Origin of the sequence: Aeromonas sp. PrichA-15 (genome assembly GCF_017939245.1) — a bacterium.
GTDB lineage: Bacteria > Pseudomonadota > Gammaproteobacteria > Enterobacterales > Aeromonadaceae > Aeromonas > Aeromonas caviae.
In genome coordinates this window covers 1-20,773 of record NZ_JAGKRH010000071.1, presented here as the reverse complement: position 1 = coordinate 20,773, position 20,773 = coordinate 1, and the positions used below count along the sequence as shown (strand labels likewise).

General features: G+C 60.0%; 14 protein-coding genes. 6 read left to right on the top strand and 8 right to left on the bottom strand.

From position 1 onward, the window contains the following. Nucleotides 1-38: 38 nt before the first annotated feature. Entirely contained in the window at nucleotides 39-1,265 is a 1,227-nt protein-coding gene (gene alr / locus J9889_RS11280) for an alanine racemase (protein WP_039038980.1), read from the top strand. A 54-nt stretch (nucleotides 1,266-1,319) separates the two neighbouring features. Here the strand turns inward: alr and J9889_RS11275 are convergent, their stop codons facing one another. The 7 genes from J9889_RS11275 to J9889_RS11245 form a co-directional block, all read right to left on the bottom strand. Further along, entirely contained in the window at nucleotides 1,320-2,264 is a 945-nt protein-coding gene (locus J9889_RS11275; RefSeq protein WP_029314355.1) for a TerC family protein, read from the bottom strand. A 436-nt stretch (nucleotides 2,265-2,700) separates the two neighbouring features. Beyond that, nucleotides 2,701-3,696: a murein tripeptide/oligopeptide ABC transporter ATP binding protein OppF gene (gene oppF / locus J9889_RS11270; RefSeq protein ID WP_010674333.1), complete on the bottom strand. Its 996-nt coding sequence runs from the start codon at nucleotides 3,694-3,696 to the stop codon at nucleotides 2,701-2,703. After that, the gene (locus J9889_RS11265) at nucleotides 3,697-4,677 is read right to left on the bottom strand and encodes an ABC transporter ATP-binding protein (RefSeq protein WP_039038983.1); all 981 of its coding nucleotides are present in this window, start codon (nucleotides 4,675-4,677) and stop codon (nucleotides 3,697-3,699) included. Between the two features lie 108 nt (nucleotides 4,678-4,785). Continuing rightward, on the bottom strand, nucleotides 4,786-5,697 hold the full coding sequence (gene oppC, locus J9889_RS11260) for an oligopeptide ABC transporter permease OppC (RefSeq protein WP_010674331.1): 912 nt from the start codon (nucleotides 5,695-5,697) through the stop codon (nucleotides 4,786-4,788). 14 nt (nucleotides 5,698-5,711) lie between these two features. After that, nucleotides 5,712-6,632 carry an oligopeptide ABC transporter permease OppB gene (gene oppB, locus J9889_RS11255; protein WP_128313283.1) on the bottom strand — a complete coding sequence of 307 codons (921 nt, stop codon included), beginning with the start codon at nucleotides 6,630-6,632 and terminating at the stop codon, nucleotides 5,712-5,714. A 97-nt stretch (nucleotides 6,633-6,729) separates the two neighbouring features. Next, complete coding sequence (locus tag J9889_RS11250; protein WP_041212840.1) at nucleotides 6,730-8,349, bottom strand: ABC transporter substrate-binding protein; 1,620 nt, start codon at nucleotides 8,347-8,349, stop codon at nucleotides 6,730-6,732. Between the two features lie 280 nt (nucleotides 8,350-8,629). Next, nucleotides 8,630-9,265, bottom strand: a complete 636-nt coding sequence (locus tag J9889_RS11245; RefSeq protein ID WP_010674328.1) for a YchE family NAAT transporter — start codon at nucleotides 9,263-9,265, stop codon at nucleotides 8,630-8,632. 832 nt (nucleotides 9,266-10,097) lie between these two features. Between J9889_RS11245 and adhE the strand changes: the two genes are divergently transcribed. The 5 genes from adhE (at nucleotide 10,098) to J9889_RS11220 (ending at nucleotide 18,648) form a co-directional block, all read left to right on the top strand. Further along, nucleotides 10,098-12,773: a bifunctional acetaldehyde-CoA/alcohol dehydrogenase gene (adhE, locus tag J9889_RS11240; RefSeq protein WP_128313284.1), complete on the top strand. Its 2,676-nt coding sequence runs from the start codon at nucleotides 10,098-10,100 to the stop codon at nucleotides 12,771-12,773. Nucleotides 12,774-13,101: 328 nt separating this feature from the next. After that, nucleotides 13,102-14,337, top strand: a complete 1,236-nt coding sequence (locus J9889_RS11235) for an HD-GYP domain-containing protein (protein WP_109113273.1) — start codon at nucleotides 13,102-13,104, stop codon at nucleotides 14,335-14,337. Nucleotides 14,338-14,689: 352 nt separating this feature from the next. After that, the gene (locus J9889_RS11230) at nucleotides 14,690-16,381 is read left to right on the top strand and encodes a sensor histidine kinase (protein ID WP_041212838.1); all 1,692 of its coding nucleotides are present in this window, start codon (nucleotides 14,690-14,692) and stop codon (nucleotides 16,379-16,381) included. Continuing rightward, the gene (gene btsR / locus J9889_RS11225; RefSeq protein ID WP_041215425.1) at nucleotides 16,378-17,082 is read left to right on the top strand and encodes a two-component system response regulator BtsR; all 705 of its coding nucleotides are present in this window, start codon (nucleotides 16,378-16,380) and stop codon (nucleotides 17,080-17,082) included. The genes J9889_RS11230 and btsR overlap by 4 nt, the downstream gene beginning before the upstream one ends. Nucleotides 17,083-17,226: 144 nt before the next feature. Then, nucleotides 17,227-18,648 (top strand): carbon starvation protein A, encoded by a 1,422-nt coding sequence (locus J9889_RS11220; protein WP_010674323.1) that lies wholly within the window; start codon nucleotides 17,227-17,229, stop codon nucleotides 18,646-18,648. 62 nt (nucleotides 18,649-18,710) lie between these two features. On the opposite strand, the gene J9889_RS11215 is transcribed toward J9889_RS11220, so the two are convergent. Beyond that, complete coding sequence (locus tag J9889_RS11215) at nucleotides 18,711-20,354, bottom strand: mechanosensitive ion channel domain-containing protein (RefSeq protein WP_053288523.1); 1,644 nt, start codon at nucleotides 20,352-20,354, stop codon at nucleotides 18,711-18,713. Nucleotides 20,355-20,773 lie beyond the last annotated feature (419 nt).

Here is a 20,773-nt window from a genome sequence, read left to right as displayed (position 1 = left end):
CCAGCCTCAACTCAAGACAATAAGAAAGGACTTGCCCCATGCACAAGAAAACACTGCTCGCGACCCTGATCTTTGGCCTGCTGGCCGGCCAGGCGGTCGCCGCCCCCTATCTGCCGCTCGCCGACGACCACCGCAACGGTCAGGAACAGACCGCCGCCAACGCCTGGCTGGAAGTGGATCTCGGCGCCTTCGAGCACAACATCCAGACCCTGAAGAATCGCCTCGGTGACAAGGGCCCGCAGATCTGCGCCATCATGAAGGCGGACGCCTACGGTCACGGCATCGACCTGCTGGTCCCTTCCGTGGTCAAGGCAGGCATCCCCTGCATCGGCATCGCCAGCAACGAAGAAGCACGTGTTGCCCGCGAGAAGGGCTTCGAAGGTCGCCTGATGCGGGTGCGTGCCGCCACCCCGGATGAAGTGGAGCAGGCCCTGCCCTACAAGCTGGAAGAGCTCATCGGCAGCCTGGAGAGCGCCAAGGGGATCGCCGACATCGCCCAGCGTCATCACACCAACATCCCGGTGCACATCGGCCTGAACTCCGCCGGCATGAGCCGCAACGGCATCGATCTGCGCCAGGACGATGCCAAGGCCGATGCCCTGGCCATGCTCAAGCTCAAGGGGATCACCCCGGTCGGCATCATGACCCACTTCCCGGTGGAGGAGAAAGAGGACGTCAAGCTGGGGCTGGCCCAGTTCAAGCTGGACTACCAGTGGCTCATCGACGCCGGCAAGCTGGATCGCAGCAAGCTCACCATCCACGCCGCCAACTCCTTCGCTACCCTGGAAGTGCCGGAAGCCTACTTTGACATGGTGCGCCCGGGCGGCATCATCTATGGCGACACCATTCCCTCCTACACCGAGTACAAGAAGGTGATGGCGTTCAAGACCCAGGTCGCCTCCGTCAACCACTACCCGGCGGGCAACACCGTCGGCTATGACCGCACCTTCACCCTCAAGCGCGACTCCCTGCTGGCCAACCTGCCGATGGGCTACTCCGACGGCTACCGCCGCGCCATGAGCAACAAGGCCTATGTGCTGATCCATGGCCAGAAGGCTCCCGTCGTGGGCAAGACCTCCATGAACACCACCATGGTGGACGTCACCGACATCAAGGGGATCAAACCCGGTGACGAGGTGGTCCTGTTCGGACGCCAGGGTGATGCTGAAGTGAAACAATCCGATCTGGAGGAGTACAACGGTGCCCTCTTGGCGGACATGTACACCGTCTGGGGCTACACCAACCCCAAGAAGATCAAGCGCTAAGCAAATTGCTGACATGAAAAAGGGCTCCCGAGGGAGCCCTTTTTATTGCACCGTTCACGCCGCCTTTTTGCGGGTCATCAGCAGACTCAGCCCCATGGAGGCCAGCAGGATCAGCGCCACCACGCCAAGGGCGATGCCGGTCGGTATCTTGAAGATATCGAGCAGCAACATCTTGACCCCGATGAACATCAGGATCAGCGCCAGGCCGTATTTGAGCAGGGCGAAGCGATCGGCCACCCCGGCCAGCAGGAAGTACATGGCGCGCAGCCCCATGATGGCGAAGATGTTGGAGGTGAGCACGATGAAGGGATCCGTGGTCACCGCGAAGATGGCCGGGATACTGTCCACCGCGAAGATGAGGTCGCTCACCTCCACCAGCACCAGGATGAGCAGCAGCGGGGTCGCGTAGCGCACACCGTCACGCCAGACGAAGAACTTCTCCCCCTCCAGCGTCTCGGTCACCTTGAAGCGACGACGCATCCAGCCGAGCAGGGCATTGTTCTCGAGATCCGGCTCCTTGTCGGCCGCCCACAGCATCTTGGCACCGGTCAGCAGCAGGAAGGCCCCGAACAGGTAGAGGATCCAGTGGAACTGCTCGATGAGCCAGCTGCCCGCGAACACCATGCCGGCGCGCATCACGATGGCCCCCAGCACCCCGTAGAGCAGGACCCGGCGCTGCAGCTCCGCCGGGATGGCGAAGTAGCCGAACAGCATCAGCCAGACGAAGACGTTGTCCACCGCCAGTGCCTTTTCGATGAGGTAGCCGGTGAGAAACTCCAGCCCCTTCTGGTTCGCGATTTCGCGCCCGGCACTGTGATCCAGCCAGAGCCAGATGGCCAGGTTGAACAGGAGCGCCACGCTGACCCAGATGAGAGACCAGATGCCCGCCTCTTTCAGGGACACCTTGTGCGCCTTGCCGCCACCGACAAAGCGGATATCAATCCACAACAGGACCAGCACTATGCTGAAGAAACCGGTCCACATCCACCATTCACCCATTTTCACTTCTCCCAAAACGACAAAACCCACGGCCGGGAGGCAGTGGGTTCGCGTTTGGAGCAGATACACCTTGCCTCTCGGCAAGGTCTCACTTACAGCCGATTGACATCGACTGCCCGGCTGCCGGGTGCACTGCAGGATATGGGTGCACCGTAATGACGACAAACCGGCGAGAAGTTACTCCCCTTGTGCGGCGGATAGTAACAGTCCGGGAAGATGGCGCCAAGAGGCATCTTATCCCCCATGCAATAAAAAGAGCGCCAGCACGCGCCCTTCTCGATACGGTTCTCCTTAGAACCTGTTTACGAGCTGTCGCGAGAGGTCGTCAACAAGGTAAAGAGCAGCGCAGGAACCGGAATGTATATGAATACATGAGGATTCCGAGCAGCGCATGAGGCCTTGATCACGGCCTCGCAGCAAGATCGTTAACAGGTTCTCAGAGCGGGTCCACCTTGAGGCAGGAGACCGCGTGGTCGAAGTTGCCCTCGAGCTGGGGCCGGGTCTTGGCGCACTCCGGGCCTGCCACCGGGCAGCGGGTACGGAACACGCAACCGGAGGGCGGATTCATGGGGGATGGCAAATCCCCTTCCAGGATCTGGATGACCTTGCTGCGCTCCAGATCCGGATCCGGGATGGGGACCGCCGACATCAGCGCCTTGGTATAGGGGTGCAGGGGATTGGCGAAGATCTCCTTGCCGGTCCCCAGCTCCACCGCGTTGCCCAGGTACATCACCAGCACCCGATCGGAGATGTGTTTGACCACTGAGAGGTCGTGGGCGATGAAGATGAGGGAGAGACCCATCTCCTTTTGCAGGGATTTGAGCAGGTTCACCACCTGAGCCTGGATGGAGACATCCAGCGCCGAGACCGGCTCGTCACAGATGATCATCTTGGGCTCGAGGATGAGCGCCCGGGCAATGCCGATGCGCTGGCACTGGCCGCCGGAGAACTCATGGGGGTAACGGTTCACCAGGTTCGGCAACAGACCCACCTTGGTCATCATGGCGCGCACCTTCTCCTTCACCTCTTCCCTTGGCAGGGTCGGGTAGAAGGTGATGAGGGGCTCGGCGATGATGTCCCCTATGGTCATGCGGGGGTTCAGGGAGGCCAGCGGATCCTGGAAGATCATCTGGATCTCCTTGCGCTTCTCCCGCAGGGCGTTCTGCTCGAGCTTGGTCAAGTCCTGCCCAAGCCACACCACCTTGCCGTCGGTGGCCGGTACCAGGCCGATGAGGGCACGGGCGAAGGTGGATTTGCCGCAACCGGACTCCCCCACTACGCCCAGGGTCTCCCCTTCGTAGAGGCGCAGGGTCACCCCGTCCACCGCCTTCAGGGCGGAGGGCTTGGCCCAGGGCCAGGCCTTGTCACTCTTGATATGGAAGTGAACCTTGAGGTCGGACACTTCCAGCAGCAGTTTCTTGTCAGTACCCATTTAGTTCACTCCCTTGATCATGGCATCCGATACCCAGTGGCACGCCCGCTCCCGACCGTCGTTGAACGGTGTCAGGATCGGCGATTGCTGGCCACAAATCTCGCTCACCCGGTGGCAACGCTCCTGGAAGGGGCAGCCGGTGGGCAAACGCAGCAGGTTGGGCGGATTGCCCGGAATGGTGGGTAGCTCTTCCCCCTCGGTGTCGAGGCGGGGAATGGCGCGCAGCAAGCCTTCGGTATAGGGGTGGCTCGGGCGATAGAAGATATCGTTGACCCGGCCGTACTCCATGGTCCGGCCTGCGTACATCACCAGCACCTTGTCGCAGATGCCGGCCACGACGCCAAGATCATGGGTGATCATGATGATGGCGGTGTTGAACTCGCGCTTGAGCTCGTTCATCAGGGTCATGATCTGGGCCTGTACCGTCACGTCCAGCGCCGTGGTCGGCTCGTCGGCGATGAGTAGCTGCGGCCGGCACAGGAGCGCCATGGCGATCATCACCCGCTGGCGCATGCCGCCGGAGAACTCGTGGGGGTACATGTTCATCCGCTTGCGCGACTCGGGGATCTTCACCGCGTCCAGCATGCGCACCGACTCCTCGAAGGCGGCAGCCTTGGTCATCCCCTTGTGCAGCATCAGCACTTCCATCAGCTGATCCTTGACCTTCATGTAGGGGTTCAGCGACGTCATGGGGTCCTGGAAGATCATGGCGATCTTCTCGGAGCGGATCTTGTTGAGCTTGTGCTCCGGCAGATTGAGGATCTCGTCCCCCTGAAATTTGGCCGAGCCGGTGATGACACCGTTCTTGGCCAGCAGCCCCATGATGGCAAAGGCAGTCTGGGACTTGCCTGAGCCTGACTCCCCGACGATCCCCAGGGTTTCGCCGGCAGAAAGAGAAAAGTTGAGGTCGTTGACGGCCACCACATTGCCGTCCGGGGTCTTGAACTCGACCCGCAGATCTTTCACATCCAGTAATTTCATCTCAGTACTCCTTATCGCGCTGTCGTGATGGGGGCCTGCCCGTGGTGAACGCGGTGCGTTCCCTGAACGGGTCTGATGGCCCCTTGGCGTCTTGCCGGTCCCTGGGTATCAGCGATCCTTGGGATCCAGGGCATCACGCAGGCCATCCCCGAGGAAGTTGAAGCAGAACAGGGTCACCACCATGAAACCGGCGGGGAACAGGAGTTGCCAGATGGCCACTTCCATCGACTTGGAGCCTTCATCCAGCAGGGCGCCCCAGCTGGTCATGGGCTCTTGCACGCCCAGACCCAAGAAGCTCAGGAAGGATTCGAACATGATCATCCCCGGCACCAGCAGGGTGGCGTAAACCGCCACTATGCCGAGCACGTTGGGCACGATATGACGGGTGATGATCTTCCACTTGGAGACGCCGCAGACGTGGGCCGCCTCGATGAACTCCTTGCTCTTGAGACTCAGGGTCTGGCCGCGCACGATCCGCGCCATGTCGAGCCAGCTCACCGCGCCGATGGCGAGGAAGATGAGGGCCAGATTGCGACCGAAGAAGGTCACCAGCATGATCACGAAGAACATGAAGGGGAAGGCGTTGAGGATCTCAAGCACGCGCATCATCAGGCTGTCGACGCGACCGCCGATAAAGCCTGACGCGGCGCCGTAGAGGGTGCCGATGATGACGGCCACCAGGGCCCCCATGATGCCGACCATCAGGGAGATGCGTCCGCCGAGCAGGGTACGCACGAACAGGTCGCGCCCCAGGCTGTCGGTGCCGAACCAGTGGCCGGTCTCCATGTCCGGGGCACTCTGCATGGCCCCCCAGTCCGGGTCATCGAACGTGTACTGGGACAGGTGGGGCCCCACGATCACCGCCAGACCGATGATGGTCAGGATGATGAGGCTGGTCAGGGCCGCCTTGTTGCGCAGGAAACGGCGACGGGCATCCTTCCACAGGGAGCGTCCTTCCACCACTTCCACTTTCTGGGCGAACGCCTCGACGGCTTCGCGCTTTTCAGTTGTGACTACCATGATGTACTCCCGGCTTAGTAACGGATCTTGGGATCGATGACGGCATAGAGAATATCGACCACGGCGTTAAAGGTGATGGTGAGGCCGCCGACCAGAATGGTCAGACCGAGCACCATGGAGTAATCACGGTTGAGGGCACCGTTGACGAACAACTGGCCGATCCCCGGCAGGCCGAAGATGGTCTCGATGACCACGGAGCCGGTGATGATGCCCACGAAGGCCGGTCCCAGGTAGGAGACCACCGGCAGCATAGCCGGGCGCAGCGCGTGCTTGAGGATGATGTGACGCAGGGGCAGCCCCTTGGCGCGGGCGGTACGGATGAAGTTGGAGTTCATGGTCTCGATCATGCTGCCGCGCATGATGCGGGAGATGGCCGAGATGTAGTACATCATCATGCCGAACACCGGCAGTACCATGAACTGGGCGCCGCCCCCCTGCCAGCCCCCCGCCGGGAACCAGCCCAGATAGATACTGAAGAAGAGCACCAGCAGCGGTGCCAGCACGAAGCCGGGGATCACCACCCCGGCCATGGCCGACGACATCAACAGGTAGTCGATGAGGGTGTTCTGTTTCAGGGCCGCAATGGTCCCGAAGGTGACCCCCAGGGTCACTGCCAGCAGGAAGGCGACCGAGCCTATCTTGGCGGAGACAGGCAGGGCCTGGCTCACCAGATCATTGACGGTGAAGTCCTTGTATTTGAAGGAGGGCCCCAGATCCCCCTGGACCAGGTTGCCGAGGTAAGTGAGGTATTGCATGCCGATGGGCTTGTCCAGGCCATATTTGGCTTCGATGTTGGCCAGGACTTCCGGCGGCAGGGCGCGTTCGCTGGTAAAGGGGTTACCCGGGGCGAAGCGCATCATGAAGAAGGAGACGGTGATCAAGACCAGCAGAGTCGGGATCGCTTCCAGTAGACGTTTAAGGATGAATTTCAACATAGACATTTCCTGTCCTGTACTGCTTCCAAAGGGTCGCGGTTGTAATAAAGGCCCGCCGTCTGGCGGGCCCTGCTTGTTATGCGACTTGTTTCTTTACTCAGTGAGCAACGATGTACATGTCTTTGCTGTAGATGTTGTCCAGCGGGTTGGCCGGGTAGCCGCCCACGTAGGGCTTGACCATGCGGGAGGTCACGTACTGATAGATGGGGGCGATCGGCATGTCCTTGGCCAGGATCTCTTCGGCCTGGACATAGAGCTTGTTGCGCGCCTCGGCATCCACCTGGTTGCGGGACTCGCTCATCAGCTTGTCGAACGTCGGGTTGGAGTATTTGCCGTCGTTGTTGCCGTGAGTGGTCTGCATCAGATCCAGCATGGAGGAGGCTTCGTTGTAGTCCGCAATCCAGCCGGCGCGGCCCACGTCGAAGTTACCCTGCTTCTTGGTCTCCAGGTAGGTCTTCCACTCCTGGTTCACCAGGCTCACCTGCACGCCGAGCTTCTTCCACATGGAGGCGACGGCCACGGCCACCTTTTTGTGGTTGTCGTCGGTGTTGTAGAGCAGCTCGAACTTGAGCGGCTTGCCCGGGCCGTAACCGGCTTCGGTCAGCAGCTCTTTCGCCTTGGCATCGCGCTCTGCCTGGGTCAGCTTGGACCAGGCCGGCGCCACCGGCTTGAAGCCATCTACAAAGTCAGGCACGAGCGTGTAGCCCGGGGTTTCGCCCTTGCCCATCACCTTGTCGGCGATCACGTTGCGATCGATGGCATAGGATAGGGCGGTACGCACCCGCACGTCGTCAAACGGCTTGTGCTTGAAGTTGTACTGGTAGTAGTAGGTGCCCACATAGCCGCTGACCTTTACTTCGTCCGGCAGCTCTTTCTTCATCTGCTTGAAGCGTTCGATGGGCATGTTGTAGGTCAGATCCACTTCGCCAGCCAGATAGCGGTTCAGCTCGGCGTTGGTGGACTGGATGGGCAGGTAGGTCACCTTGTTGATGACGGTCTTGCCGTTGTTCCAGTAGTTGGGGTTGCGCTCGACGTCGACGCGCTCGTTGACCACCCAGTCCTTCAGCACGTAGGCGCCGTTGGATACCATGTTGCCGGGCTGGGTCCACTTGTCACCGAACTTCTCGATCACCTTCTTCGGGACCGGATAGGTGGTGGTGTGGGAGAGCATGCTGACGAAGTAAGGCACCGCCTTCTCCAGCTGCACCTCGAAGGTATGATCGTCCACCGCCTTCACACCCAGAGTGTCGGCCGGCTTCTTGCCCGCGATGATGTCGGAGGCATTGATGATGGTCGGGATCTCCATGTACCAGGAGTAGGGAGAGGCCGTCTTGGGATCCACCGCGCGCTGGAAGGCAAAGACGAAGTCATGAGCGGTGACGGGATCCCCGTTGGACCACTTGGCATCCTTGCGCAGGTGGAACACGTAATGTTTGTTGTCCTTGGTTTCCCAGGACTCGGCGACGCCGGGCAGGGTCTCACCCTTGGGGCCGGAGGAGACGAGACCTTCGAACAGGTCACGCAATACGTTGGATTCGGGGGTACCTTCCACTTTCTGGGGATCCAGGGTGGCGGGTTCGGAACCATTGCCTTTCACCAGGGTTTGCTCGGGAGCAAGCTTGGTACCGGCGGGGACATCGGCGGCGTGAGCCAGGGTGGCGCCACCGAAAAGTGCAGTCAATAAAAGGGTATTAATAATTGTTTTTCTATGAGTCATTTCCATACTCCAACAAGAACATTCCATGCATTTGTTATCCACGAGACAAACACCTCGCTGCCCGCATAATTCCCTGACAATTCTGATAATGCAATAGATATCATCAGGAACAGGCCGCTTTCATGGTCAAAAAAACAACTTAAAACCATTTATTCAGCATTTAAATATCCCGCAGCGGTCATTTTTCGTACAAGGCCGCTCGATTCTAGGAAATGACCAACAAAAAAGAAACAATAAAAAGCCGGTCACAAGGACCGGCTCCGACAAAAACGGACCTGGCTCACACCAGACCGGGGAAGACTCCCTTGATGCCCGCCACGATGATCTCGATGCCAAGGGACATCATGATGAGACCCATGATACGGGTCACCACGTTGATGCCGGTGTTGCCCATCAGCTTGAACAGCAGGGGAGCGGCGCGGAAGATGAGCCAGGAGCAGCAGGCAAACGCCACCACCACCACGAACATGCCGGCCATCTGGGGCAGGGTCTTCTGGCTGGCATAGACGATGGAAGAGGAGATGGCACCGGGTCCGGCCATCAGCGGCAGAGCCAGGGGCACCACGGCAATGGATTCACGCGCAGCCAGTTCACCCTTCTCCTGCTTGTTGTGCTTCACCTCCCCCAGCTTGCCCTGCAGCATCGACCAGGCGATCAGGGTGATCAGCGAGCCACCAGCAATGCGAAACGACGCCAGGGAGATGCCGAAACTGTCGAGGATGAGCTGTCCCATGCACATGGAGACCATCAAGATGATCATCACGGCAATGTGGGCGGTGGTGTTGGTCTTGCGTCGCTCCTCCGGCGACATGTGGCCCGTCAGGCTCACAAAGACCGGCAACAGACCCAGCGGGTTGATGATCGCAAACAGGCCGACGAAAAATTTCAGGTATAAAGAGAAGTCTATTGCTGCCATAGGCGCCATCCAGAACCAATACGAGCCACAAGGGGCCAACCCCCAAACTACGCGTAAATTTACACCATGGCTTTTCCCTTCTCCAATCAAATAATCTCACCCTTACCGGGGCTTTTTAGTTAGTTCCGCTAATGTATCGACAAAATTCAACATATCGGGTTGTTAAGGGAGAGTGGCCACCATTAACATCGCCGGGTGCCATGACAGCGCGTTATATCAACCCTCAGCCAAGAAACGATATTTTCGGCAAATGGCACCCTTGCTTCTCACCACACCTGCTTGCCGCCCCCACCCGCTCCTGTGACCCCGATTTTGGCCTTTCTCACCCTGGTGCGGTGCCAGTGGGGCCGGCTGTGCAGAGGTGACAAGCTCCCTGCCACCGCCAGATGTGCTGTTTCGCCAGGGCGACTGGATGAAAACAACAACCCCTTTCTCAACATAAATGAAACGTCAGGGGGCTAGGCGTTCTGCCGCCATCATGGCAATGCCACCTTCCCCCATCCCGGTCAAGGCGAGAATTCATCGGATCCCCTTCCCTGAGCAGATATTTCAAGGGCGCGTGACAGCAGCTCGTGATGCCAAGAAAGGATGACACACTCCCGTAACATAGTGGTGCGATAAGGGGTGAAACAAAATTTCTTTTGTTCTTTTGTTACATATGATCCAGATCAATCTTTTCTGACACATCCCGACCCTATAATCGAGTCAGAAAACAGTTTACTAAGGCATGTAAATACCCCGTTATGGTGATTCTCGCCTTGACAAGGTGGCTATAATTGCCGGGCATTGCCAAGGTCTTACTAAACAGTTTTCAAATCATCAGGAGATAAACATGGCAGTAACCAATTTGGCTGAACTGGATGCACTGGTTGCCCGCGTCAAAGAAGCACAGCGTCAATTCGCCAGCTTCTCGCAAGAGCAGGTAGACAAGGTCTTCCGCGCCGCCGCTCTGGCCGCCAGCAACGCCCGTATCCCCCTGGCCCAGATGGCCGTGGCTGAATCCGGCATGGGTATCATCGAAGACAAGGTTATCAAGAACCACTTCGCCTCCGAATACATCTACAACGCCTACAAAGATGAGAAGACCTGCGGCATCCTCAGTGAAGATGACGAGATGGGCACCATCACCATCGCCGAGCCGGTAGGCATCATCTGCGGTATCGTACCGACCACCAACCCGACTTCCACCGCGATCTTCAAGGCCCTCATCTCCCTGAAGACCCGCAATGCCATCATCTTCTCCCCGCACCCCCGCGCCAAGAACTCCACCAATACCGCTGCCAAGCTGGTACTGGATGCTGCCGTGGCTGCCGGTGCGCCGAAAGACATCATCGGCTGGATTGATCAACCCTCCGTCGAACTCTCCAACGCCCTGATGCGTCACGACGACATCAATCTGATCCTGGCCACCGGTGGCCCGGGCATGGTGAAGGCCGCCTACTCCTCCGGCAAACCCGCCATCGGCGTGGGTGCGGGCAACGTGCCCATCGTCATCGACGAAACCGCCGACGTGAAGCGTGCCGTCGCCTCCATCCTGATGTCCAAGACCTTCGACAACGGCGTGGTCTGTGCCTCCGAGCAGGCTGTCATCGTGGTCGACTCCATCTACAACCAGGTCAAGGAGCGTTTCGCGACCCACGCCGGCTACATCCTCTCCAAGGACGAAGCGGACAAGGTGCGTAAAGTGCTGCTGATCAACGGCGCCCTGAACGCCGACATCGTGGGCCAGCCTGCCACCAAGATCGCCGCCATGGCCGGTGTGACCGTGCCTGCCACCACCAAGATCCTCATCGGTGAAGGTCTGGAACTCTGCGCGGAAGACGAGTTCGCTCACGAGAAACTCTCTCCAACGCTGGGTATGTTCCGTGCCAAGAACTTCGAAGAAGCCGTCGAAATGGCCTGCGACATGGTCAACATCGGTGGTATCGGCCACACCTCCGGTCTCTATACCGACCAGGATCGCAATGCCGACCGCATCAAGTACTTCGGCGACAAGATGAAGACCGCCCGTATCCTCATCAACACCCCCTCCACCCAGGGTGGTATCGGTGACCTGTACAACTTCGCGCTGGCCCCGTCCCTGACCCTGGGTTGCGGCTCCTGGAGTGGTAACTCCATCTCCGAGAACGTCGGTCCCAAGCACTTGATCAACAAGAAGACAGTCGCAAAACGGGCAGAAAATATGCTGTGGCACAAACTTCCGAAATCCATCTACTTCCGTCGTGGTTCCCTGCCGATCGCCCTGGGCGACCTGGAAGGCAAGAAGCGCGCCATGGTGGTGACCGACCGATTCCTGTTCAACAACGGCTATGCCGATGAAGTGGTTCGCCTGCTCAAGAAGCTGAACATGGAAGTGGAGATCTTCTACGAAGTGGAAGCCGACCCCACCCTGTCCGTGGTCCGCAAGGGCGCCGAGATGGCCAACTCCTTCAAGCCGGACGTGATCGTCGCCCTGGGTGGTGGTTCACCCATGGATGCCGCCAAGATCATGTGGGTCATGTACGAGCACCCGGATACCGCGTTCGAAGACCTGGCCATGCGCTTCATGGACATCCGCAAGCGTATCTACAAGTTCCCGAAAATGGGCGTGAAGGCCGAACTGGTCTGTATCACCACCACGTCCGGTACCGGTTCTGAAGTGACCCCGTTTGCGGTCGTGACCGACGACGCCACCGGCATGAAGTACCCGCTGGCCGACTACGAGCTGACCCCGAACATGGCCATCGTGGATGCCAACCTGGTGATGGGCATGCCCAAATCCCTGTGTGCCTTCGGTGGTATCGACGCAGTGACCCACGCCATGGAAGCCTATGTCTCCGTGCTGGCCAACGAATACTCCGACGGTCAGGCGCTGCAAGCCCTGAAACTGCTCAAAGAGTACCTGCCCTCCAGCTACATCAACGGCGCCAACGACCCGGTTGCCCGCGAGAAGGTGCACAACGCCGCCACCATCGCTGGTATCGCGTTTGCCAACGCCTTCCTGGGTGTGTGCCACTCCATGGCCCACAAACTGGGTGCGGAGTTCCACATCCCCCACGGTCTGGCCAACGCCCTGCTGATCAGCAACGTCATCCGCTACAACGCGAACGACAACCCGACCAAGCAGACCGCGTTCTCCCAGTACGACCGTCCGCAGGCTCGCCGTCGCTACGCCGAAGTGGCTGACCACCTGGGCCTGACCGCTGCCGGTGACCGTACCGCCGCCAAGATCGAGAAGCTGCTGACCTGGCTGGACGAGCTGAAGGCCACCCTGGGGATCCCGGCCTCCATCCGCGAAGCCGGCGTGAACGAAGCGGACTTCCTGGCCAAGGTAGACCAGCTGGCGCTGGAAGCCTTCGATGACCAGTGCACCGGCGCCAACCCGCGCTACCCGCTGATCACCGAGCTGAAAGCCATCCTGATGGACACCTACTACGGCCGTCCCTTCATCGAGGAAGCCCCTGCTGCCGCCCCGGTTGCAGCCAAGGTCGACACCAAGGTGGACAACAAGAAAAAATCCAAGGCCTGATAAACGCCACGGATGACAAGAGCCCGCGCACATGCGCGCAATGCTGTTCACTTAAGAGAATTTGAGTTCCAGTCCACGTAGTATCAGGACAAAAAAGCGAGGGAGGCATGATGCCTCCCTCTTTCTATTGCAAGCCCCGCTGGATAAAGGCTGGAGGAAGATCGACTGGACACAGCCTTGCCCCCTCAACTCAAATCCAATTTATGAATAATCAGTCAAAAAAGTGCTTATCTGAACAGCATTGCGCACATGCGCGGGCTTTTTTGTTTGTCTATCTGTTTAATTTTGCTAGCTTGTTGATAGGCAAATTCGACAGAAGAGCTAGTCCATGGCGCTGATACAGGCCTCCATCGAGCAGTTGAGAGTCGGCCACTACATCCATCTTCCCACGGGATGGACGAGCCACCCTTTCATGTTCAACGCCTTCAAAATCAAGGACCAGCAACAGCTCGACATCATCCGCCACCTCGACCTGACCCTGCTGATGGTGGATCCCGACAAGAGCGATCTGCCGGTCGAGCCCCTGCTGCGGGCCGAACCCGTCCCCTCTCTTGAGATGAGCGACACGGGGGATACCACCTCCTCTTCTGAGGGCCCCACCTTCGACGAAAAGGCGTTCAGGCGCTCCCTTCGCATCGCGGACAAGGCGTTCGGTCAATCCCTGTCAGATCTTCGCGACGCCCTTGGCGCCCTCAACCTCAAACCGGACGAAGGCTTGGCCAATACCGTACAGATAGTGCGCAGCACCGCCGCCCGTCTGGCAGAACACCAGGGGCCGCTCGGTCTGCACCTTATCCGCAGCCAGAACACGGATATCCTGCTGCAACACAGCCTGAGCGTGGCCTTCATCGCCATGCTGATGGCACGGGAGCTTGGCATGAATCCCGTCGAGATCGAGGAGACCGGTCTGGCGGGCCTGCTCCACGACATCGGCGAGCTCAAGATCCCGAGCCAGATCATCCAGAAGCGGGGGGAGCTCAGCAAGGCGGAGCAGAATTTCCTCAACATGCACCCCCAGTACGGACTGGAGATGCTCAACCAGTTGCAGGCTTTCGAACCCAGGATCCGCGAGGTCGCCTACCTGCATCACGAACGCCTCGATGGCAGCGGCTTTCCCCTCGGGCTGAAGGGCGACAAGATCCCCCCCCTCGCCCGACTCATCGGGCTGGTGGATCACTATGACGAGCGGCTTCATCCGCGCAGCGGCCTCAACCCGCCGGGGCCCAGCCAGGTGATCGGCCAGCTCTACAAGCTCTCCCAGAAGAAGTTCGAGCAAACCCAGGTCAGGTTGCTGATAAAGGTGCTGGGGGTCTATCCGCCGGGTTCCCTGGTGCGCCTGGATGACGATGCCCTGGCCCTGGTGCTCTCCACCGAGCCCAGCATGCCCCTCAGACCCAAGGTGCTGCCCTACCTCAAGGGGCAGCGGCCGGAAGGGGTGGCCATGATCGATCTGCGGGAAGATGCGCGAAGCATCGTCGCCACCCTCAGACAGGAAGAGCTGGACGACGCGCAACGCGCCTTTTTCGGTCTGGGTCGGCGGGTCTGTTACTATTTCGCCTTCTGAGTTATCCCCAGAAGCTGGGGATAACTCATTGGACAAACCTGAATAATTGCTCAGGTCCCCTCGAAATCGTCCACCATTGGAGCTGGATAAAAAACGCCCAGCCGATGGCCGGGCGGAGCATGCCACCTCCGTGTGGCGTATCCGGTGGATACCTTCATGCTCGCATCAGCAATATCAAGCGGGCATCGATTACACAAATATCAATTTAACGTGCTGATTTTATATGGTTTTATTTTTCCATTCTGGCAAACTGCCGCAGCGTTCAGCCCGCAGCCCGCATCAAGACGGGCTCAGGCTCACCCTGCGTCATGACAACGCCCGGCTCCGGCGTGGTGTTTGAGGAAGCTTTTTTATGCAACTAGTCCTCTCTCTGCTCCAGCAGATGAGCGTCAGCCTGGTCATCGCCTACCTTTTTTCCAAAAGCCCCCTGTTGCGTCCCCTGGCCAACTACTCCGTCAGGCTGCCCCACAAGGTGCTCATCTATGTCATCTTCTCCTGCTTTTGCATCCTGGGAACCTATGTGGGCCTCGACATCGATGACGCCATCGCCAACACCCGGGCGGTCGGTGCCGTACTGGGGGGACTGCTGGGCGGCCCCCTGGTGGGATTCCTGGTGGGGCTGACCGGCGGCCTGCACCGCTATACTCTGGGGGGGTTCACCGATCTCGCCTGCGCCATCTCCACCACCTGCGAGGGGCTGTTGGGGGGGCTGGTGCACTGGCGGCTGATGCGGGCAGGCAGGGTCAATGACCTCTTTGCACCCAGGGTCGCCTTCTTTACCACCTTCGTGGCCGAGATCATGCAGATGGTGATCATCCTGCTGGTCGCCACCCCCTTCGACAAGTCCCTGCTGCTGGTGCGCACCATCGCCACCCCCATGATCCTCGCCAACTCCTGCGGGGCGGCGCTCTTCATCAGCATGATCCGCGACCAGCAGCGGATGTACGAAAAGTTCTCCCGGGTCTTCTCCGCCAAGGCGCTCACCATCGCCAACCGTACCGTCGGCATCATGAGCCAGGGGTTCACTCCGGAGGCCAGCGGCAAGATAGCACATATCGTTCAGGAAGAGACCGGCGTCGGCGCCGTCGCCATCACGGACACCGACAAGATCCTCGCCTTCATCGGCACCGGAGAAGATCACCACAAGCCGGGCACCCCCATCACCTCGGCGATCACCCTGCAAGCCATCGCCCAGAACAAGGTGCTGTTCGCCGATGGCAACAGCCAGCCCTATCGTTGCAGCATCTCCCCCCAGTGCCAGCTCGGCTCCGTGCTGGTGATCCCCCTGCAGGGTGACGAGGGGGTGATCGGCACCATCAAACTCTATGAGCCCAAGAAGCGGCTCTTCCTCAAGATCAATCACACCCTGGGAGAAGGGATCGCCAACCTGTTGTCCCAGCAACTGCTGGCAGGCCGCCTGGAGCAGCAGCAACGCCTGCTGGTGCAATCCGAGCTCAAGCTGGTGCAGGCACAGATAAACCCCCACTTCCTGTTCAACACCCTCAACACCATCAGCGCCATTACCCGCCGCGATCCGGGACGGGCACGGGAGCTGCTGCTGCACCTCTCCCGCTTCTTTCGCAACAACCTCAAGCGCCAGAGCGGCCTGACCACGCTGCGTGAGGAGCAGGAGCACTGCCTCTCCTACCTGGAGATAGAGCAGGCCCGCTTTGGCGAGCGGCTCACCGTCATCAACGAGATCCCGCCCCACCTTGCCGAGGTGCAACTGCCGAGCTTCACCCTGCAGCCCCTCATCGAGAATGCCATCAAGCACGGCATCTGCTCCCTGCTGGGAGAGGGGCGACTTCGCCTCTTCGCGAGGGAAACCCCCGAGGCGATCACCCTTTGCGTCGAAGACAACGCCGGGGCCTGGCAGCCATCCGGCCAGGGGGATGGTCTGGGGATGAGCCTGGTGGACAAGCGCCTCAAGAGCGCCTTTGGCGAGCGCTATGGCATTGACGTCCAGTGGGAGCCGGAGCAATGGACCCGGGTCTCCCTGACACTCCCACGACAACCCCGCACCACCGCCAAGGAGATGACATGATCCGCACCCTGATCGTCGATGACGAGCCCTATGCCCGCGAAGAACTGGCAGAGCTGCTGGCCAGCGATCCCGACATCGAGATCCTGGGCATGGCGGGCAACGCCATCGAGGCGCTCGGCCTCATCCAGCAACTCAAGCCGGATGTGGTGTTTCTCGATATCCAGATGCCCAAACTCAGCGGCATGGAGCTGGTGGCCATGCTCGATCCCCTGCCCCGCATCGTCTTTGTCACCGCCTTTGACGAGTACGCCATCCAGGCGTTCGAGGAGAACGCCTTCGATTACCTGCTCAAGCCGGTGGAGCCGGCGCGCCTCGCCAAGACCCTGGCGCGGCTCAGGCAGGACATCACCCCGCAACCGGTCGGGACCCTGGCCCCGACCATCCACCATATCCCCGGATACCTGCACAACCGGGTGCGGCTGCTCCCAACCTCCCAGGTGGAGTACGCCTTCTCCGATCTCGGCGGCGTCCATGTCGCCTGCCAGGGCGAGCTGTTTCACACCCAGCTCACCCTCAAGTCCCTCGAGGAGAAGACCCCGCTGCTGCGCTGTCACCGCCAGTATCTGGTGGCCCCGGCCGCCATCTTCGAAATCCGTTTGCTGGAGAATCAACTGGCGGAGATCGTGACCCCGAGCGGGGCCCGGGTACCGGTCAGCCGCCGCTACCTCAAGGAGCTAAAAGACGAGCTGGGACTGGAATAAAGCGGGGTGCGATGTGCGCCGGATCACAGCGGGCAACCACTCGGGTCGCCATGTCGCCGCTCACCCCCTTTCACCTGCCGTTAACAGAAGTCCCCACCTACACTGGCTGCGCACACCAAAAAATAACAAAGCAGGAGCGTAGCAATGATCTGGTTCTTCCTCTGTGTCGGCTTGTTGATAGCCGGCTACTTCATATACGGCAAATTCATCGAACGGATATTCGGGCCCAAACCCGAGTTGAAGACCCCCGCCATCACCATGGCGGACGGGGTGGACTATGTCCCCATGTCGGACAAGAAGGTCTACCTGGTTCAACTGCTCAACATCGCCGGCGTCGGCCCCATCTTCGGCCCCATCCTGGGTGCCCTCTATGGTCCGGTCGCCATGCTCTGGATCGTCTTTGGCTGCATCTTCGCCGGTGCGGTCCACGACTATTTCTCCGGCATGCTGTCGGTACGCGCCAGGGGCGCCTCGGTGCCGACCGTGGTCGGTGAGCACCTGGGCACCGCCGCCAAGCACTTCATGAACCTCTTTGCCGTGGTGCTCCTGATGCTGGTGGGCGTGGTCTTCGTCCTGAGCCCGGCGGGCCTGCTCGCCAACCTCACCTCCACCGATCTGGTCTACTGGATTGCGGCCATCTTCGCCTACTACATCCTCGCGACCATCGTCCCCATCGACAAGATCATCGGCCGCTTCTACCCCATCTTCGGTGCGCTGCTGGTCTTCATGTCGGTCGGCCTCATCATCGGCCTCATCGTCTCCGGCAAGGGCTTCTACAACACCGGGATGGACTTCTCCAACCTGCACCCGACGGATCTGCCGCTCTGGCCGCTGCTGTTCATCACCATCGCCTGTGGTGCGGTCTCCGGTTTCCACGCCACCCAGTCCCCGCTGATGGCGCGCTGCATGCAGAACGAGAGCTCCGGCCGCTTCATCTTCTACGGGGCCATGATTGGGGAAGGCATCATCGCCCTCATCTGGTGCACCCTGGGTCTCTCCTTCTACGACAGCACCGAGGCACTCAACGCCACCCTGGCCAGCGGCGGCCCCTCTGCCGTGGTGCACGAAGTCTCCACCAGCCTGCTCGGTACCGTGGGCGGCATCCTGGCGATCCTCGGCGTGGTGATCCTGCCCATCACCTCCGGTGACACCGCGTTTCGCAGCGCCCGCCTCATCGTGGCGGACTTCCTGAACCTGACCCAGAAGCCCATGGCCAAGCGTCTGCTCATCGCCATCCCCATGTTCATCCTTGGCTTCATCATCTCCAAGGCAGAGTTCGGGGTGATCTGGCGCTACTTCGGCTGGGCCAACCAGACCACCGCCGTCATCATGCTGTGGGCTGCGGCCGCCTACCTCATCAAGGAAGGCAAGCTGCACTGGGTATGCACCATTCCCGCCATCTTCATGACCGCAGTGGTCATCACCTACCTGGCCAACGCCCCCATCGGTTTCGGCCTCGAGATGAATGTTTCCACCATCATCGGTCTGGTGAGCACCGCCCTCATCACCCTCGCCTTCCTGGTAAAATTCAGGCCCTCCCAACTGAGAGAGGCCAAGGAGAGCTGAGGCATCAGCTTCTCTTCATGACAAGAGGCCCGGCATTGCTGCCGGGCCTCTGTTTTTTGTGGTCACTCTCTGGCGGGGGGCTCGGCGGAATCGGGCGCCCGGGCCGGCGCCTGATACCACTGCTCCCTGGCCACCAGCACAGCCTGTTCCGGCTGGGCAATGAAGTTGGGGGACATGATCTGCACCCCGAACTCGTTGAAGACATCCTGAATATGGCCATGAAGCTCCGTCTTGACCACCGCAGGGAGTTCGCTTGCCTTCATCCTCACCTGCAACTCGTACTCCACATACCAATCCTGCAGATGCAACTGCCGCACCAGGGGAGCTTCATCCTGATTGAGCCGGGTGCAGCGCCGCGCGGCCAGCTCCAGCATGGCATGTACCTGACGCCAGGGGGTGTCATAACCGATGGTCACCTTGGTCAACAGGGCCACCCCCTTCTCGCCCGCCAGCCGTGTCAGGTTCACCACCTTGCCCCCCACCACCACTGCATTGGGCAGCGTGACCTCGTGATCCTGGCGCGTCACCAGCTTGGTCGAGAGGGCATTGAGCTCGCTCACCATCCCCTCCACCTCGCCGATCTGCACCAGATCCCCTGGCCGCAGTGCGCGGGAGTAAATGAGCACCAGGCCGCTCATGGCATGGTTCATGATACCGGCCGATCCCAGTGTCACCATCAGACCGAAGAAGACGCTGATCCCCTTGAAGGCATCGGAATCCGCACCCGGCAGATAGGGGTAGGCCACGGTCAGGGCAAACAGCCAGATCACCACTGACAGCAGTCGCCGGGTGGCGCCTATGGTCTCGGCGTGCAAACCCTGCACCCGAAACTGGCCACGCTCGATGCGGTCGAAGAGGATGGCCAGCATCTTGATGAAGAAACGGGTGATGACCACGATAAGCAACACGGTTACCAGACCGGGCATGGCGGCAATCATGCCCTCCAGCATGTCGCCACACAGGGCAAACAGGGATTCCCCAAGCTGATAGCTCCAGGCCCGGGTCTGGGGGAACAGGCCGAGCACATAGGTCAGCCAGCCATAGGTGAGCATGAAGATGAGCAGCAGCGTGATGAGGCCGAGCAAGCGGACCTCGACATTCCCGGTGACCTGGCGCCAGGAGTGGGGGACCAGCCCCTTCTGCAGCAACAGGCGGTTGGCCAGCCACTTTCTGACTCGCCGATGCCCCCGCTGCAACAGCCAGATGAGGCCGAAGAAGATCAGGCTGACCACCACCGCCAAGCCGACGGCTCTGAGCAAATAGGGGGTCGAGTGCAGCTCGAGATACTTGATGCGCACGCCGTCGAGCCGATGCAGGACACGTTCGGCCGCCTGATCCAGGGTCAGCTCGTCGAATTCATCAAGGTCCCCTTCCAGCAGCACCAGAATGCGCTTGCCATTGACCAGAAACTCCCGGCTCTCCTGGCCGTGTCGACTGCCTTTCGTCACGGCCACAGGCGTCATGAGGTCGCTTGGCTCCATCCACTGAACTCGCTCATGGGCCAGCCGTACCCTGGCCGCCCCATCCAGGTTGCCATATTTAGCCGTCAGCATGACGATGGGTTCATGAAGCAGGACCAGGGTCTGTGCCAACTCCTGCTCATTGGGCTCCATTCTGGGTTCGGCGGTCCAGCCGAGGCGGGACCACAACAGGCAGATCAGCAACAGGCCAAGCCGCCATCCTTTGCCACTGCACCATTCGTTCATCAGGTTCACCTCTCACCTTGCCCGGGCATCCATTGCTGCTTGATTTTATCTAACCAAATCAATTTTGTGTGTTAAATGAGCAACCGATGAACCATGCCTGTACCGCCACACCAACTCTCCGATTGCAGACTTGCACCGACGGCATATGCTGTCATTATTGCCGAAGCCTCGACTCGACAATCGAAGCATTGTTAGCGACTCAGACGGGAGAAATCGATGGTACTTGACTACATTGCCCTGGGGATCCTGGTGTTTGTCGTCTTGGTCATGTTCTTTGACATCCTCCCCCACCTTAGCGCTTCGCGTCACAGGAGGGGGATTCCCATTACTGGGTGATAGCTGCTCGCGCAGTACCGGGTTCCTGCTTCATCGGGCGGCCTGATTGCACCACGCCTCCACAGGCTAAAACGGCGTGTCCC

Coding starts and splice junctions, on each gene's coding strand:
- J9889_RS11250 (WP_041212840.1), bottom strand. CDS start 8,349: ATGACTCATAGAAAAACAATTATTAATACCCTTTTATTGACTGCACTT.
- J9889_RS11235 (WP_109113273.1), top strand. CDS start 13,102: ATGGCGCTGATACAGGCCTCCATCGAGCAGTTGAGAGTCGGCCACTAC.
- J9889_RS11245 (WP_010674328.1), bottom strand. CDS start 9,265: ATGGCAGCAATAGACTTCTCTTTATACCTGAAATTTTTCGTCGGCCTG.
- J9889_RS11230 (WP_041212838.1), top strand. CDS start 14,690: ATGCAACTAGTCCTCTCTCTGCTCCAGCAGATGAGCGTCAGCCTGGTC.
- oppB (WP_128313283.1), bottom strand. CDS start 6,632: ATGTTGAAATTCATCCTTAAACGTCTACTGGAAGCGATCCCGACTCTG.
- J9889_RS11215 (WP_053288523.1), bottom strand. CDS start 20,354: ATGAACGAATGGTGCAGTGGCAAAGGATGGCGGCTTGGCCTGTTGCTG.
- adhE (WP_128313284.1), top strand. CDS start 10,098: ATGGCAGTAACCAATTTGGCTGAACTGGATGCACTGGTTGCCCGCGTC.
- oppC (WP_010674331.1), bottom strand. CDS start 5,697: ATGGTAGTCACAACTGAAAAGCGCGAAGCCGTCGAGGCGTTCGCCCAG.
- oppF (WP_010674333.1), bottom strand. CDS start 3,696: ATGGGTACTGACAAGAAACTGCTGCTGGAAGTGTCCGACCTCAAGGTT.
- J9889_RS11220 (WP_010674323.1), top strand. CDS start 17,227: ATGATCTGGTTCTTCCTCTGTGTCGGCTTGTTGATAGCCGGCTACTTC.
- btsR (WP_041215425.1), top strand. CDS start 16,378: ATGATCCGCACCCTGATCGTCGATGACGAGCCCTATGCCCGCGAAGAA.
- J9889_RS11265 (WP_039038983.1), bottom strand. CDS start 4,677: ATGAAATTACTGGATGTGAAAGATCTGCGGGTCGAGTTCAAGACCCCG.
- J9889_RS11275 (WP_029314355.1), bottom strand. CDS start 2,264: ATGGGTGAATGGTGGATGTGGACCGGTTTCTTCAGCATAGTGCTGGTC.
- alr (WP_039038980.1), top strand. CDS start 39: ATGCACAAGAAAACACTGCTCGCGACCCTGATCTTTGGCCTGCTGGCC.